This window comes from Inquilinus limosus DSM 16000, from assembly GCF_000423185.1.
Classification (GTDB): Bacteria; Pseudomonadota; Alphaproteobacteria; order DSM-16000; family Inquilinaceae; genus Inquilinus; species Inquilinus limosus.
Genome location: NZ_AUHM01000009.1, coordinates 72,308 through 86,110 on the forward strand (window position 1 = coordinate 72,308; position 13,803 = coordinate 86,110).

At 70.8% G+C, this 13,803-nt stretch carries 17 protein-coding genes and 2 tRNA genes; 5 read left to right on the forward strand and 14 right to left on the reverse strand.

Annotated elements, in window-relative coordinates:
• Positions 1 to 5 precede the first annotated feature (5 nt).
• From G537_RS0111310 to G537_RS0111320, 3 genes are all read right to left on the reverse strand, one after another.
• Entirely contained in the window at positions 6 to 1,583 is a 1,578-nt protein-coding gene (locus G537_RS0111310) for a PBSX family phage terminase large subunit (RefSeq protein WP_081688750.1), read from the reverse strand.
• Positions 1,584 to 1,748: 165 nt separating this feature from the next.
• Positions 1,749 to 2,189, reverse strand: coding sequence for a hypothetical protein (locus G537_RS37465; protein WP_155888581.1), 441 nt, complete (start codon positions 2,187 to 2,189; stop codon positions 1,749 to 1,751).
• A gap of 111 nt (positions 2,190 to 2,300) precedes the next feature.
• Complete coding sequence (locus G537_RS0111320; protein ID WP_026870226.1) at positions 2,301 to 2,855, reverse strand: DUF6456 domain-containing protein; 555 nt, start codon at positions 2,853 to 2,855, stop codon at positions 2,301 to 2,303.
• 124 nt (positions 2,856 to 2,979) lie between these two features.
• On the opposite strand from G537_RS0111320, the gene G537_RS0111325 reads away from it, so the two are divergent.
• Entirely contained in the window at positions 2,980 to 3,273 is a 294-nt protein-coding gene (locus G537_RS0111325; RefSeq protein ID WP_026870227.1) for a hypothetical protein, read from the forward strand.
• 160 nt (positions 3,274 to 3,433) lie between these two features.
• Here the strand turns inward: G537_RS0111325 and G537_RS42005 are convergent, their stop codons facing one another.
• On the reverse strand, positions 3,434 to 3,946 hold the full coding sequence (locus G537_RS42005) for a hypothetical protein (RefSeq protein ID WP_051248309.1): 513 nt from the start codon (positions 3,944 to 3,946) through the stop codon (positions 3,434 to 3,436).
• Positions 3,946 to 4,278 (reverse strand): hypothetical protein, encoded by a 333-nt coding sequence (locus G537_RS37470; protein WP_155888582.1) that lies wholly within the window; start codon positions 4,276 to 4,278, stop codon positions 3,946 to 3,948. The genes G537_RS42005 and G537_RS37470 overlap by 1 nt, the downstream gene beginning before the upstream one ends.
• Before the next feature lie 281 nt (positions 4,279 to 4,559).
• Between G537_RS37470 and G537_RS0111355 the strand changes: the two genes are divergently transcribed.
• From G537_RS0111355 to G537_RS0111365, 3 genes are all read left to right on the forward strand, one after another.
• Entirely contained in the window at positions 4,560 to 5,138 is a 579-nt protein-coding gene (locus G537_RS0111355; protein WP_026870229.1) for a LexA family transcriptional regulator, read from the forward strand.
• A 188-nt stretch (positions 5,139 to 5,326) separates the two neighbouring features.
• Positions 5,327 to 7,168 carry a calcium-binding protein gene (locus G537_RS42010; protein WP_155888583.1) on the forward strand — a complete coding sequence of 614 codons (1,842 nt, stop codon included), beginning with the start codon at positions 5,327 to 5,329 and terminating at the stop codon, positions 7,166 to 7,168.
• A 153-nt stretch (positions 7,169 to 7,321) separates the two neighbouring features.
• Complete coding sequence (locus G537_RS0111365; RefSeq protein WP_026870230.1) at positions 7,322 to 9,679, forward strand: calcium-binding protein; 2,358 nt, start codon at positions 7,322 to 7,324, stop codon at positions 9,677 to 9,679.
• Positions 9,680 to 9,695: 16 nt separating this feature from the next.
• On the opposite strand, the gene G537_RS0111370 is transcribed toward G537_RS0111365, so the two are convergent.
• The 6 genes from G537_RS0111370 to G537_RS44990 all read right to left on the reverse strand — a co-directional run bounded on the left by G537_RS0111370 (position 9,696) and on the right by G537_RS44990 (position 11,075).
• Positions 9,696 to 9,772, reverse strand: a tRNA-Arg gene (locus tag G537_RS0111370).
• An 8-nt stretch (positions 9,773 to 9,780) separates the two neighbouring features.
• Entirely contained in the window at positions 9,781 to 10,071 is a 291-nt protein-coding gene (locus G537_RS0111375) for an ETC complex I subunit (protein ID WP_026870231.1), read from the reverse strand.
• 49 nt (positions 10,072 to 10,120) lie between these two features.
• A tRNA-Pro gene (locus G537_RS0111380) sits at positions 10,121 to 10,197 on the reverse strand.
• 69 nt (positions 10,198 to 10,266) lie between these two features.
• Positions 10,267 to 10,794 carry a hypothetical protein gene (locus G537_RS0111385; RefSeq protein WP_026870232.1) on the reverse strand — a complete coding sequence of 176 codons (528 nt, stop codon included), beginning with the start codon at positions 10,792 to 10,794 and terminating at the stop codon, positions 10,267 to 10,269.
• Between the two features lie 14 nt (positions 10,795 to 10,808).
• Positions 10,809 to 10,937, reverse strand: coding sequence for a hypothetical protein (locus tag G537_RS45400; RefSeq protein ID WP_281171460.1), 129 nt, complete (start codon positions 10,935 to 10,937; stop codon positions 10,809 to 10,811).
• An 18-nt stretch (positions 10,938 to 10,955) separates the two neighbouring features.
• Entirely contained in the window at positions 10,956 to 11,075 is a 120-nt protein-coding gene (locus G537_RS44990; protein WP_245578994.1) for an FAD-dependent oxidoreductase, read from the reverse strand.
• A gap of 229 nt (positions 11,076 to 11,304) precedes the next feature.
• Here G537_RS44990 and G537_RS37480 point away from each other — a divergent pair, with 229 nt between their 5' ends.
• The gene (locus tag G537_RS37480) at positions 11,305 to 12,963 is read left to right on the forward strand and encodes a DEAD/DEAH box helicase (RefSeq protein ID WP_051248312.1); all 1,659 of its coding nucleotides are present in this window, start codon (positions 11,305 to 11,307) and stop codon (positions 12,961 to 12,963) included.
• Between the two features lie 125 nt (positions 12,964 to 13,088).
• Here G537_RS37480 and G537_RS37485 read toward each other — a convergent pair whose 3' ends face one another.
• From G537_RS37485 to G537_RS0111415, 3 genes are read right to left on the reverse strand one after another with little or no spacing between them, the layout of a single operon-like run.
• A complete protein-coding gene (locus G537_RS37485; RefSeq protein ID WP_034851414.1) occupies positions 13,089 to 13,292 on the reverse strand; it encodes a hypothetical protein in 204 nt (67 codons plus the stop codon).
• Positions 13,292 to 13,516: a hypothetical protein gene (locus tag G537_RS0111410; protein WP_026870233.1), complete on the reverse strand. Its 225-nt coding sequence runs from the start codon at positions 13,514 to 13,516 to the stop codon at positions 13,292 to 13,294. Before G537_RS0111410 ends, G537_RS37485 begins: the two co-directional genes overlap by 1 nt.
• Positions 13,517 to 13,548: 32 nt before the next feature.
• Positions 13,549 to 13,779, reverse strand: a complete 231-nt coding sequence (locus G537_RS0111415; RefSeq protein WP_026870234.1) for a hypothetical protein — start codon at positions 13,777 to 13,779, stop codon at positions 13,549 to 13,551.
• Between the last annotated feature and the right edge of the window lie 24 nt (positions 13,780 to 13,803).

Here is a 13,803-nt window from a genome sequence, read left to right on the forward strand (position 1 = left end):
GGTCTTCATCCGACCCATCTCAGGCTGCTGTCATAGCTGCCGTACTGCTTCCTCTGGCCTTCGAGGGCGTAGCGCAGGGCGTCGATGGCGTGGTTCTCGCGGTCCTCCAGCTCGGGCAGGGTCTCGCCGGTCTTCGGATCGGTGCGCCAGGAGAACAGCGCCAGCTCGTCGATCAGGTGCCGGCAGCGCGGATGCACCAGGATGTCGCAGCTCTTCAGGAACTCAACGCCCTCCTTGACCGACCCGCCGCCCTTCGCCGCCGCCCGCAGCCTGGGGAAGCCGTGCCGCTGCATGTAGCTGATCGTCTCCGGCCGGGCGCCGTCGGCCACGATCGGCCAGCGCCGCGCCTCCGGCACCGTGTCGAACAGCGCCGGCGTCCGGTCGATCTCGCACCCCACCCGGTAGGCCTCGTGGTCGACATAGAGCGTCCGGCCCTTGAGGAAGCAGCGCACCAGCACCGTCGGGTCGCGGGCGAAGCCCCAATCGGCGCCGAACAGGAACCGGGCGTCGGCCGGCGTCTCGAACGCCTCGACCCGCCAGTTGCGGAACACCCGCGCCTCGCTGACCCGCCGGTACCCGCCCAGCCAGACATGCTGGTACTTGTCCGGGTCGCGCTCGCGGTCCCATTCCATCTCGGCCTGCAGCACCTTCGGGAAATGCGGGTTGGCCGACCAGTTGGCCTCGATCAGCACCGTGCCGGGCGGCGCCGGGCCGCCGCGGAACAGCTGGTCGACCGGATCGTCCGGCCGGGTCGGGTTCCAGGAGAACCACAGCTCCGACCCCGTCTTGCGGATGGTCGGGCGCAGCAACTCCAGGCTCCGCTTCGACAGCGACTGGGCCTCCTCGACCCAGGCGATGTCGTAGCCCTCCAACGACTTGATCGACTCGGCCGTGTGGTTCTGCATGCCCTGGAAGATGATCCGGCCGCCGCCCGGCGTCAGGATGCGGTCGGCCTGGACGGTGAAGGCCGGGCCCAGGCCCAGCGCCTGGATCTTGTCCTCGAGCAGCCGCTTGACCGACTGGTCGAGCGAGCGCTGCACCTCGCGGATGCACACCGCCCGCACCGGCGCCGCCTCGACGCAGCGCCGCACCAAGAGCTCGGCGAAGACATGCGACTTGCCCGACCCGCGGCCGCCATGGACGGCCTTGTAGCGCGACGGCTGCAGCAGGTCCGCGAAGGCCGGCGCCAGCTCCAGCGGCGGCGGGGCCGGCGCCCGCAGCATGGGCCGGATCTCGGGCTCGGGCGGCAGGCGCTGCAGCCGCTCCCGATGCCGCAGCAGCTCCGCCTGTTCCTCGGGGTCGGGTTTGCGCTCCCCGCGGCCGTCGAGGACGACCAGGGTCTTGTTCGACAGCGTCGCGACCGCATCCGTCGCCACGAGCCGCCGCCGCAGCCGCCGCCGCTCGTCCAGGCGAAGGGCGAAGATCAGGAGCCAGGGCTTCAGCAGCAGCTTCGAAGCCCGGTCCTTCGCCTGGGATGCCGCATACTTCGCCCGGCGCGCCGCTTCGGCGCCGTTGCCGCAGTCGAGCAGATGGCGGACGAAACGGCGTTGCTTCCAGTTCAGCTTCAACCGACTCCGTGCCATGCCGCCCCCCGGGACACACCGAAACGAAAGCGCCCGCCGCGGCGGTGCCGGGCGGGCGCAACTGTCTGACTGTGCCTGAACTATGCCACGCGACGCGGCGTCACGTCAAGAACAAAAAGCGAACACCGAAAGCGGTTGTCGCCGGGATCGAGCCGCATCGGTCGCTCACTGCGACGGCAGGCGGAAGAGTCGCCGGACGGAGTTGCTGCCCCCGTCACTACTGCCTCCGCCGCTGCTGCCTCTGCCGATGCTGCCCCGATTGCCCCGGTCCCCATCGTCCGATTGCGGCGGAAGGCGGAACAGCCGCCGGACGTCGTTGCGATCGTCGTCTCTATCCCGTCTATCCCGGCGCCGATCATCGTCATCATCCCGATCCCGGTCGCGGCGCCAGCGGCGATATCGGTCGCGGTCGTCGTCGTCCCAGTCGCGATGACGGTAGCGGTATCGATCGCGGTAGTAGTAGTCATCGTCGTACCAGCCGTATCCCGACCCGTAGTAGCCGGGATAGCCGCCATAGCCGTAGCCGTCCGTCTGGCATGCGGCGATGAGCGGCGCGGACGCCGAGACCGCCACCGTCAGAAGCATCGCCCGGGCAAAGCTGGTCAATGCCGAACTCCGCGTTGTTGCCCCGAATCAACGCGCGAGACGGGGAAAACGATCCGTCGCCCGTGGTGGCTCCGCCGGAATGCCTCCGCCGCCTGCCGGGTGTCTCGCACCTCACACCCTTCCCTCGACCAGGTCGTCGCGGCCGGTCAGGCGGTAGTGGTCGGCCAGCGTCTTCAGCCCGTCCTCCAGCACGCCCATCACCTTGTCGCGGATGCGGCCCTGCCGGACGGCGATGGCGGAGACGTCCTGCTCGTGGCAGCACACCGCCTCGACCACCGCCCCGACATGGGGCCCGAGGCAGCGCAGCGCCGCCTTGTAGGCCCGCAGCGCCTCGAGCTGCACCTCGTTCGGGGCCAGCACCATGCCGGTGCCGCGGATCCCGGGCGGCAGCCCGCCGTCGCGGTCCTGCACGCCGAGGACCCCGATCTCGAACTGGCCGCGCAGCCGCTGCCCGGCCGAATGCATCCGCGGGGAGATCGTGCCGCGGGCGGCCAGCCGGTCGATCGGCGCCTGCACCAGGCGCCCGACCGGGGCGCCGATCGCGGTGCCGGTCGGCCGGTCGACGATTCCCGCCGCATGCCGGGCCCGCTCCGGCGTCTCCCGCAGGGCGGCGCCCCGCCCGACCGCGATCGTCCTGCCGCGCCCGTTCCTGTGTCGCGTCATCATTCCCCTCTGCTGGTCTCGGAACGCCGCGATGACGGGCGCGGGCAGCCGGCCCGCCGCCGCCGTCTCGGCCTGGAACAACTTCCCGGGTCGCCCGCTTGCACTAGAGGGAACACCCGGAGGTCGCATGTCGGAGTCCCCACGCCAGGCCGAGGCGATCCACGCCTGGCTGCGCATCTATCTCATCAACTGGCAGGAGGGTTACCGCCCCTCCGAGCTGGAGGTGGGGTGGATCGCCCGCGCCATGCGGATCGCGCGCGACCGCGGCAGCCTGGGCCGGATCCACGACTGCGTGATGGCCGCGATCACGCGCCGGACGCCGGCGGAGCCGCCCGAGCCCTACGGGCTGGAGCAGTTCCGCCGCGATTTCGCGGCTTTCTGCGAAGCCTATATCGGCAATCGCGCCGCCGCCCGCCTTTGAGACCGACGAGCCCGTGATCGGACTTGCAAGAGAACCGTCATTGCGAGGAGGCGAAGCCGACGAAGCAATCCAGGGGCCGGCGCGAGCTGCCCTGGATTGCTTCGCTGCGCTCGCAATGACGATCTCTTCTCGCGCTCGCGGTATGGGAGATCGCGTTCCCCTACCACGCCGCCATCATCGCCGCGGCACATCCCGTCGGCGAATGCGGCGGCGGCGGACCGATCCGGACGAACGGGCCGCGCGGCTCGGGCTGTTCGTGCCGGGCGAATTCGCGGCGCCGCACCGCGGCATCGTAGCTGGCGGCGCTCGCCTTCGTCGGCCGTGGCCAGCTCGCGCGCTCGGCCTGCCGCCGGGACTGCGCCTCGGATAGATCCCGGATCTGCTCCGGACTCAGCCGGCGCGGGCGGCGCACCGTGCGCTGGCCGGTGCCGGGGATCTCGAAGACGCGCCGGCGGCCGCGGCCGATGACCATGATCCGTCCGGCACATTCCAGCCGCCGCAGCTCGTAGCTGATCAGGCCCGGATTCTGACCGATGCCGTGGCCGGCGGCCTGCAGCGCCGCGGTCAGCTCGGCGGTCGAGGGCGTCGGCGCCCCTTCCGCCGCGACGGCGGCGATGACGGCGAACAGCGTCCGGGTCCGGCCGCTGAGCGGGATCGGGAAGCCGCCGCACATCAGGCGTCCGTCCCCGGCACCGGCGCCGCCGCCGGGTTGACGAAGGCGAAGCCGGATCCGGTCGCCAGCACGCAGGCGGTGCCGCCGGCCCGGATGCCCAGCACGGTGAAGCTGGCGCCGTCGGTCGAGGCCAGGATCTCGATGACGACGCCGCGGTCGGACAGCATCCGCGCCACCGGCGCCTCGTGATAGCGCTCGTTCAGGGCCGCGGCGACGATCTCATAGGGGGCGCAAGGGCTCTCCGCCTGGGCGGCGGCCGGGGCCGGCAGGACGGCGGACACGGCGAGGCCGAGGCCGGCCATCGGGCCGGCAAACGCGGATGCAAAGGACATTGCGAGACTCCGAGGGGGAGCGGTCAGCCGGGCCGCCACGGTCCGTTGCGGAGGGGATCAGCCGGCGCCGCTGAGCCGCAGCAGCGCCGCGGTGAGGCCAAGCAAGATCAGCAGGGCCAGAAGGTCGAGGAATCGGGGAATCATCCGGCTCAGCCTCCGGACGGCTTGAAAATGGATTCGATACATGAAGAGATAATTCCCCATTTCGGGGAATTAAGTCAAGTCGAATTTCCCCAAAATGGGGAATGACAAACCAGATCCGATCCGCCATGATCCCCGAAATGGGGAACGGACTGAAGCAGCTGCGTCAGACACGGGGCTGGACGCATGAGCAGGCGGCGGAGGCCATGGGCGTCTCGCGCGGCCAGTTCATCAAGCTCGAACGCGGCGAGCGGCGGCTGACCGCCGACTATATCCGGCTGGCGGCCGAGGCCTTCGGCACCAGCGAGCTGGAGGTGATGGGCACGCCCCGCACCGTGCGGCTGGTCGGCAAGGTCGGCGCCGGAGCCGAGGTGCATCTGTTCGACGGCGACACCTCGTCGGAGCAGATCGACGAGGTCGAGGCCCCGCCCGGTGCCGACGACGCGACGGTGGCGGTGATCGTCGAAGGCGATTCGATGTTCCCGCGCTATCTCGAGCGCGAGACGATCTATTATCGCCGCGCCGACGCCACCGGCGACCCGGTCAGCCTGATCGGACGCGAGGTCGTGGTCCGCCTGGCCGACGGCCGCACCTTCGTCAAGGTGCTGCGCCGCGGCTCCAGCCCCGGCTATTTCACCCTCGACAGCTACAACGCCCCGCCGATGGAGGATGTGGTGATCGAATGGGTGGTGCCGGTGAAATGGGTGAAGCGGGACTGACCGCCGCGCGCTGTGGTGACGACATGATTCCTGAACGATTGTGATCAAAAACTTATCAATATAGATCATATGTGACCAACGCGCATCTCCTGTCCAGGCGATGCCGCCCACCCCATTTCGCGGCAGGTTAACCCGCTATGTCCGGCCGGTTGCCGGGCGTCATGAATGTCGGATTGGGGGAGATCATCATGCCGGTGCGGAAATGGGGCAGCGAGCAGGTCGTCGGGGTCACGGCCGCCGCCAGCGCGGTGCGGGGGTTCGATGTCGCGGGCCTCCCCGACGGCGGCTATGTCGTGGTGTGGGAGGACACCAACTCGCCTCGCCAGGTGCTGGCCCAGCGCTTCGACGCGCTCGGCAAGCCGGTCGGCGCCGAGATCGTGGTCACCAGCGACGGGCCCGGCACGGTCTATTCCGAACCGCAGGTCGCGGCGCGGTCGGATGGCGGCTTCTCCGTCAGCTTCACCAGTTCCAACGGCAGCGGCAATGCCTGGGTGAACCACTATGCGGCCGACGGCGCCTTCATGAGCGGGCAGGGCTTCATCAACGGCGCCGTCGAGGAGAGCCAGGGGGCGATCACCTCGTTCCAAACCGGCGTCCGTTCCGTCTTCCAGGCCGGCGGCGACATCCGCATCGGCGCCGCCATCGTCAATGACGATGCGACGGCCGGCGTCCAGGAAGGGCCGTCGATCGCCGAGATCGCCGACGGCACCCGCTACGTCGTCACCTGGGTCGACCACGATGGCGGTCACAACTACCGGTATCGGGTGTTCGAATCGAACGGCACCGCCGTCACCGCCTCGCTCCAGGTCAACAACACGCCCGGCGTCGGCACGGCGAGCAACGACCCGGCCGTCGTGATCGGCCTGGCCAATGGCGGCTTCGTCATCGCCTGGTACGAATTCTCGACCGCGCTGCAGGACCGGCAGGGCGTCAGCATCCACGCCCAGATCTACGACAGCGCCGGTGGGCAGGTCGGCAACGAGTTCGTGGTCAACGCGATGTTCAAGAACCATCAGGCCTTCCCCGACCTGGTCGCCCTGCCGGATGGTGGCTTCGTCGCCGTCTGGTCCGATTCCTCCCTGGGCGCCAACAGCGGCGACTACAACATCGTCGGCCAGCGCTTCGACGCCTTCGGCGCCCGCGTCGGCACGCAGTTCACCGTCAACACCACCACCGACGGCGCGAACGGCGAGTTCTATCCCCATATCTCGGCGCTGGCTGACGGCCGGCTGGTGGTGGTCTGGCGGGGACCCAGCGAGCTCCGGACCCAGATCATCGACCCGCGCGACGGGGTGGTGACCGGCGATGAGGACGCCGACACGCTCTACGGCCACGACCTCGTCGGCGACGAGATCAACGGTCTCGGCGGCGACGATGCGGTCAACGGCCTCAACGGCGATGACGGGCTCTATGGCGGCGACGGCAACGATGTGCTCCGCGGCGGCGCCGGGGCCGACCTGCTGGACGGCGGCGCCGGCACCGACACCGCCAGCTACTACACCGGCTCGGTCGGGGTCGTGGTCGGCCTGGTCAGCGGCATCGGCAGCGGCGGCGAGGCCCAGGGCGACATGCTGGTCGGGATCGAGAACATCTCCGGCAGCCAGGGCAACGACAGCCTGGTCGGCCACAGCGGCGCCAACACGCTGCAGGGCTGGAACGGCAACGACGTGCTCACCGGGGCGGGCGGCAAGGACCTGCTGACCGGCGGCGGCGGGGCCGACCGCTTCGTCTACGGCAGCGTGGCGCAGAGCCCGGTCGGGGCCGGCGCCGACGTGATCACTGATTTCAGCCACGCCCAGGGCGACAGGGTCGACCTGGCGGCGGTCGACGCCAGCACCGGCGCCGCCGGCGACCAGGCCTTCACCTTCATCGGCACCGCGGCCTACACCGGCGTCGCGGGGCAGCTGCGCTACTCGATCAGCGGCAACGTCACCACCATCGCCGGCGACGTCAACGGCGACGGCACCTCGGACTTCCACATCCAGCTCACCGGCAGCATCGCCCTGATGGGGGGCGACCTCGTGCTCTGACCGGGACGCGGCCGGCCGCCACGCCGGAAGGCGGGGCAGGTTACCCGCCTCCCGGCAGGCGCGCATCCTCCGTTCGACCGACGCCGCCGGGGCCGGCCCCGGGCAGACTGAGAGCTGGGCGCCGCCGGCCCCGACCAGGGAAGGAGAACGATCATGGCCGTCGTCAACGGAACCGCAGGAAACGATGTGATTCATCTCACCGACGACGGGGTGGTGGCCCCGCCCGGCTACAGCGACATCCCCCAGGCGACCAACGCAGACGACACGTTGCGGGGATACGGCGGCGCCGACGTCATCTATGGGGGCGACGGCGCCGACCTGATCGACGGCGGCGATGGCAACGATGTCATGGTGGGGGGCCTTGGCGCGGACACGCTCGTCGGCGGCGCCGGTTTCGACATCGTCAGCTACAGCGGCGCCGTCTTCTCGGTCAGCGTCGATCTCACCACCGGTCGCGGCTCCGTCGGCGGGGCCGAGGTCGACACGATCGCCGGCGTCGAAAGCGTCCACGGCGGAACCCTATCCGACAGCCTGAGCGGGTCCGCGGCGGCCGACACGCTCGCCGGCCTCGGCGGCGGCGACTATCTCTACGGTCGGGACGGCAGCGACTCGCTTCGCGGGGATGCCGGCAACGACCGGCTCTACGGCGAAAGCGGCAATGACGGCCTCTATGGCGGCGACGGCGACGACGTCCTGGAAGGCGGTGCCGGGGCGGATCGGATCGATGGCGGCCTCGGCACGGATGAGGTCGAGTATTACTACTCCCGTGCCGTCACCGTGGATCTCAGCACTGGACGCGGCGTCGGCGGCGACGCCCAGGGCGACGTGATCTCCGGTGTCGAGAATGTCCTGGGCACGAAGAGTTATGACGACATCCTCTCCGGCTCGACCTTTTCCAACCACCTCAGCGGGTCCGGGGGAAACGACATCCTCAGCGGCCTCGGCGGCGGCGATACTCTCTGGGGCGGTACCGGCGACGATATCCTCCGCGGCGGCGCCGGCGCCGATGCCCTCGAGGGCGGCAGCGAGATCGACCTCGTCAGCTATTACGGCGCCACCGCCGCGGTGACGGTCGATCTGGCCTTCGGCGTCGGCGATGGCGGCGAAGCCGAAGGCGATACCTTCTCCGGCATCGAGAACGTCAATGGCGGCAAGGCCGGGGACTGGATCACCGGCAGCGCCGTCGCCAATGCCCTGAAGGGCTATGAGGGCGATGACCGGCTCCGCGGCTACGACGGCAACGACACGCTCGTCGGCGATGCCGGCGACGATTTCCTTCAGGGTGGCGCCGGGGCAGACCGGCTCGACGGCGGCGCCGGCATCGACACCATCGACTACAACGGCAACGCCTGGGTGACGGTCGATCTCGGCACCGGCGCCTGCAGCGGCGGCGAGGCCCAGGGTGACGTCATCTCCGGTATCGAGAACGTCCGGGGGACCGGCGGTTACAATGACATCCTGACCGGCTCCGCGGTCGCCAATCGTCTCGAAGGCTTCGGGGGAAACGACACCCTCAGCGGCCTCGGCGGCGCCGACACGCTGATCGGCGGCGATGGCGACGACGCGCTCCGCGGTGGCGATGGCGACGATTTCCTCCATGTCGGCCCCGGCACGGATGTGATGGATGGCGGCGCCGGCCACGACACCATGGTGTTCGACAGGGCGATGGTCGCCGACTGGCAGTCGGGCGTGCTCGACGCCGACATCGGCGCGGATCCCTGGTCGAACTGGGAGGCGATCCAGGGCTCCGACGGCGACGACCGGATCCGCACCAACAGCTGGGGCTTCGCGGTCGAGCTGCGCGGCGGCGCCGGCAACGACGTGCTCGCCACCGGGGTCGGCGGCGTCGTCGGCGACACGCTGTCGGGCGAGGCCGGCAACGACCAGCTCAACGGCGGCGCCGGCGACGACGTGCTCCGCGGTGGCGCCGGGGCGGATGTGCTGGAGGGCGCCGCCGGCAGCGACACCGCCAGCTACTACGGCGGCGCGGTCGGGGTCGTGGTCAGCCTCCTCACCGGCACGGGCAGCGGCGGCGAGTCGCAAGGCGACATCCTGTCCGGGATCGAGAACCTCTCCGGCAGCCACGGCAGCGATCGCCTGGTCGGGAATGACGGCGCCAATATCCTGCAGGGCTGGGCCGGCAACGACGTGCTCACCGGCGGCCGCGGCCGGGACGTCCTCACCGGCGGCACCGGCGCCGACCGCTTCGTCTATGCCGGCACGATCCACAGCCCGACCGGGGCCGGCGCCGACCGGATCACCGATTTCAGCCACGCCCAGGGCGACCGCATCGACCTGTCCCTGATCGACGCCAACGCCGCGGCCGCCGGCAACCAGGGCTTCAGCTTCATCGGCGCTGCGCTCTACACCGGCGTCGCCGGCCAGCTGCGCTATGCCGTGACGAATGGCGTCACCACCATCGCCGGCGACCTCAACGGCGACCGCGTCTCCGATTTTCACATCCAGCTCACCGGCGGCATCGCCCTGGTGGCGGGCGACTTCGTGCTGTAGCGCCGGCGGGAAAGGATGGCGACCCCGGCTGGACTCGAACCAGCGACCGTCCGCTTAGAAGGCGGGTGCTCTATCCAACTGAGCTACGGGGCCGTATCCGCCTATCGCGGCCGCGGACGGAAATTGTCGGCGTAGTTGCGCGGCACCACGCGCCGCTCGTGCTCGGGCAGGACGGAATAGGCGAGATGCTTGCGCTCGGCGAAGGCGATCGCCTCCTCCTTCGTCGGGAAGGTGAGCTGCACCTGGTTCAGCGTGTCGCCCGAGGCGACCCAGCCCATCAGCGGCTCCGGCCGGCGCGGCGTCGCCAGCTCGTATTCCAGGACCCAGTCATGGACCTTGCCCCGGCCGCTCTGCATCGCGGATTTGGAACGACGATAGATGCGCGCCTGCATGCCTCGGCCGACCCTCTGACTAGTCCTCGCAACACCGCTCTCGGCGGGATGGTCGGGGCGGAGAGATTCGAACTCCCGACATCCTGCTCCCAAAGCAGGCGCGCTACCAGACTGCGCTACGCCCCGAACACCGCAGATTTCCTAGAGATTTCCCCTTGCCTTGGCAAGCGCAATCTCCCCGCCTTCCACCGCAACCTACGCTGTCAGCGGCGTGACGATGTCGGCATGCACCACGATGTCGAAGGTGACCGCCGCACCGTTCACCACCGAAGGCGACCAGTACAGAAACGGCGCCTTCAGCAGCGCCGGCGCCGGCAGCAGTTGCAGAAACCGGCCGTCGTCGGTCAGCGCCTGGAAGCCGCCGCGCTGCGGTACCACCGCGATCCCGGCCTTGCCCGGCAGGGTGTAGAGGCCGGCCAGAAGTTGGGCCGACGGCGTGCCGCGCGCATGGCAGGCGATGATGCTGCGGACCAGGAACTCGCGCCCGCCGCGCAGCGGGATCGCCTGGTCCTCCATGCTGTTGCCGTCGGCCCCCATCAGCAGCACGGCGCGCGGCTCGAGGCTGAAGGTCGGCGGTCCCCCAAGCCCGTCCGGGTTGCGCAGCCCGATCGGCGCCACCGCCACCAGCGCGCCGCCGAACAGCTGCCCCTGATTGTGCCGGACGAAGCCGTTGCCCTCGACCGCGGGCGCGGCCGCCCCGGTCTCTCCCGAGCCGATGAACATCCCCTGCCCTCCTCTCACCAGCGAAGGATGGCGCCATCGGCGTCGAGCCGCGGGCGCAGATCGGCATAGGGCACCAGCCCCGCCGGCCGGCCGCTCTCGATCGCGATCGCCGCCAGCACGCCGCAGCTGTGCGACACCAGCATCCAGGTCGGCTCCATCCGCTACGACATGAAGCCGGCGCGCGAGAATGAGGCCGCCACCGGCACGATCAGGTTGGTCACCTGGCCGGGCTGGGGCAGCACCGCCCGCAGCGGGATCTGATAGATGATGACATTCGCCATGGCGTCCTCGCTGATGGTGGTTGGTTGGCGAAACCGTCGCACCCCGCGGGCAGCGCAACCCTTGTGCGCCGGGCCCGGGTCGCGTATCGATGCGCGCGACGATCCAGAGATCTCCTGCCGTCGGACCGGCCCCGCAGCGATGCGGTGGCCGCCCTGCTGCATTTCAGAAGGTCGGGATTCCCATCAGGAGCAGTGTCCGCCACGGCTCGAAACAAGGGTCTTGTGCGACATGCCTTTCTCCTCCGCCCCCGCCAGCCTGCTGCGCGCCCTGTCCGAGCGCGGCTACGCCGAGCCGACCCCGGTCCAGGCCGCGGTGCTGCAGCCCGACAGTGCCGGGCGCGACCTGCTGGTCTCGGCCCAGACCGGATCCGGCAAGACCGTGGCCTACGGCCTGGCGCTCGGCGGGACGCTGCTCGGGGATGCCGACCGTCTGGGGCCGGGCGGGGCGCCGATCGCCCTGGTGATCGCCCCGACCCGTGAGCTGGCGCTGCAGGTGCAACGCGAGCTGGATTGGCTGTACCAGCCGGCGGGAGCCCGCGTCCTCGCCTGCGTCGGCGGCATGGACGCCCGTCGCGAGCAGCGCCTGCTCGCCGCCGGCTGCCACATCGTCGTCGGCACGCCCGGGCGGCTGCGCGACCATATCGAGCGCGGCCAGCTCGACCTCTCCGCGCTGCGCGCCGTGGTGCTGGACGAGGCCGACGAGATGCTCGATCTCGGCTTCCGCGAGGATCTCGAGGCGATCCTCGACGCTGCCCCGGCGGAGCGCCGGACCCTGCTGTTCTCGGCCACGCTGCCGAAAGAGATCACCGCCCTCGCCCGGCGCTACCAGAGCGACGCCCTGCGCATCGCGATGTCGTCGCGCGATGAGCCGCATCGCGACATCGAGTACCGCGCCATGCCGGTCGCGCCGCACGAGGCGGAACGTGCCGTGGTCAACATCCTTCGCTTCTTCGAGGCGCGCGGTGCCATCGTGTTCTGCTCGACCCGCGAGGCGGTACGCCGCCTGCAGGGCAACCTGCTGGAGCGCGGCTTTGCCGTCGCGGCGCTGTCGGGCGAGCTGAGCCAGGTCGAGCGCAACCGGGCTCTGCAGGCGCTGCGCGACGGCCGGGCGCGGGTCTGCGTCGCCACCGATGTCGCGGCGCGCGGGCTCGACCTGCCGGATCTCGGCCTGGTCATCCATGCCGAGCTGCCGCGTGACCGCGAGGTGCTGCTGCACCGCAGCGGCCGCACCGGCCGGGCCGGCCGCAAGGGCGTCTGCGTCCTGCTGGTGCCGTACAACCGCCGCCACCAGGCCGAACGGCTGCTCGGCGCCGCGCGGGTCGAGGCGGCCTGGTCGCCGCCGCCGGCGGCGGACGAGATCCGTGCCCGCGATCAGGCACGGCTGGCCCAGGAGACGATTCTGGCCGAGCCGGCGACGGAAGAGGATCTTGCGGGCGCCCGTGCCCTGCTGGCCGAGCGCAGCCCGGAGGATCTCGCCATCGCCCTGGTCCGTCTGCATCGAAGCCTCCTTCCCGCTCCCGAGGAGCTGTCGCCGCCGCCCGAACGGCGGCCCGCCTCGGCCGATCGGCGTCCGCCCCGTCCCACCCGGGAGGACGGCGACGGATCGGTCTGGTTCCGGATGAATGTCGGCCGCGCCAACAACGCCGATCCGCGCTGGCTGCTGCCCTTCCTGTGCCGCCGCGGCCATGTCACCAAGGCCGAGATCGGCCGGATCGAGATCGCCGAGCGGCAGAGCCGGGTCGAGATCGCCCGCCACGCCGCCGGCCGCTTCGCGTCCTCGATCCGCCGGCCGGACGCCCAGGACCGGCACATCCGGATCGAGGAGGACCGTCCCAACCGTCCGACCCCGAGCCGCACGGCCCCGCGAGCGAAGCCGCCACGGCCCTGATCGCCGGGCCAACGCCGCGACCGCCCGGGCCTGCTGGCGGCCCGCAGCGCCACGGTCTGGACGACGGTGGCCGACACCCTCCTCTCCGAGAGCTGAGCGGCATCCGGGACAAAGCGCCGCCGCCGTCACGGCTCCTTCTTCCGCTTGCCGTAGAGGCGGTCCGCCTCGTTCACGATCGCCTGACGGATCCAGTCGTCCTCGACATCCTCCGGCCGGATCACCGCCACGCCCTGGCCGTGCCAGGCCTCGGCCCGCATCCGCTGCAGCCGCTCCGGGTCGGTCGGCGGGCGCGGCTGGTGGCGCGACAGGAAGCTGCGCGGCTCGACCATCACGCGCTCCTCGCCGCCTCGGCCTCGCGGCCGCCGGCGACCAGCAGGGCCGGCCTGCCGCTGCGCAGGGCCAGTGCCGCGGCGATCACCGCCTGCAGCCGGCGGCTGTGCTCGACCAGCACGACCAGGTCGTCAACCAGTTGCGCCAGCGCTTCGGCCGGCAGCGCCGCGACGGCGGCGATCGGCATACCCTCGATCTGGTCGAGGGTCGGCAAGGTGCTCATGTCGCTCTCCAAGGCAGGACGGGATGGTGGGGTCACGGCTGCTCCTCCCGGACGTGCAGCCGGACCAGCAGCGTGTAGTCGAGGCCGGCGATGCCCCGCCGGGCCGCAGCGGCGACCAGGCGGGGCCAGAAGCGCACCGGGATCGACCGGCGCACCCGCATCATCCGCAGATGCTGCGGCGTGACGCCGAGATCGGCCGAGAGCTGGCCCAGCCGCGGCCAGCGGGTGAACAGGTCGTCGAAGCTCGTGATCGTCTCGCTCATGACTTGACGATACGTTTCGTAGCG

Excerpts from the sequence above, each read along its gene's own strand:
- G537_RS0111310 (WP_081688750.1), bottom strand. The coding sequence starts at position 1,583 with ATGGCACGGAGTCGGTTGAAGCTGAACTGGAAGCAACGCCGTTTCGTC.
- G537_RS0111320 (WP_026870226.1), bottom strand. The coding sequence starts at position 2,855 with ATGATGACGCGACACAGGAACGGGCGCGGCAGGACGATCGCGGTCGGG.
- G537_RS0111325 (WP_026870227.1), top strand. The coding sequence starts at position 2,980 with ATGTCGGAGTCCCCACGCCAGGCCGAGGCGATCCACGCCTGGCTGCGC.
- G537_RS42005 (WP_051248309.1), bottom strand. The coding sequence starts at position 3,946 with ATGTGCGGCGGCTTCCCGATCCCGCTCAGCGGCCGGACCCGGACGCTG.
- G537_RS37470 (WP_155888582.1), bottom strand. The coding sequence starts at position 4,278 with ATGTCCTTTGCATCCGCGTTTGCCGGCCCGATGGCCGGCCTCGGCCTC.
- G537_RS0111355 (WP_026870229.1), top strand. The coding sequence starts at position 4,560 with ATGGGGAACGGACTGAAGCAGCTGCGTCAGACACGGGGCTGGACGCAT.
- G537_RS42010 (WP_155888583.1), top strand. The coding sequence starts at position 5,327 with ATGCCGGTGCGGAAATGGGGCAGCGAGCAGGTCGTCGGGGTCACGGCC.
- G537_RS0111365 (WP_026870230.1), top strand. The coding sequence starts at position 7,322 with ATGGCCGTCGTCAACGGAACCGCAGGAAACGATGTGATTCATCTCACC.
- G537_RS0111375 (WP_026870231.1), bottom strand. The coding sequence starts at position 10,071 with ATGCAGGCGCGCATCTATCGTCGTTCCAAATCCGCGATGCAGAGCGGC.
- G537_RS0111385 (WP_026870232.1), bottom strand. The coding sequence starts at position 10,794 with ATGTTCATCGGCTCGGGAGAGACCGGGGCGGCCGCGCCCGCGGTCGAG.
- G537_RS45400 (WP_281171460.1), bottom strand. The coding sequence starts at position 10,937 with ATGCTGGTGTCGCACAGCTGCGGCGTGCTGGCGGCGATCGCGATCGAG.
- G537_RS44990 (WP_245578994.1), bottom strand. The coding sequence starts at position 11,075 with ATGGCGAATGTCATCATCTATCAGATCCCGCTGCGGGCGGTGCTGCCC.
- G537_RS37480 (WP_051248312.1), top strand. The coding sequence starts at position 11,305 with ATGCCTTTCTCCTCCGCCCCCGCCAGCCTGCTGCGCGCCCTGTCCGAG.
- G537_RS37485 (WP_034851414.1), bottom strand. The coding sequence starts at position 13,292 with ATGGTCGAGCCGCGCAGCTTCCTGTCGCGCCACCAGCCGCGCCCGCCG.
- G537_RS0111410 (WP_026870233.1), bottom strand. The coding sequence starts at position 13,516 with ATGAGCACCTTGCCGACCCTCGACCAGATCGAGGGTATGCCGATCGCC.
- G537_RS0111415 (WP_026870234.1), bottom strand. The coding sequence starts at position 13,779 with ATGAGCGAGACGATCACGAGCTTCGACGACCTGTTCACCCGCTGGCCG.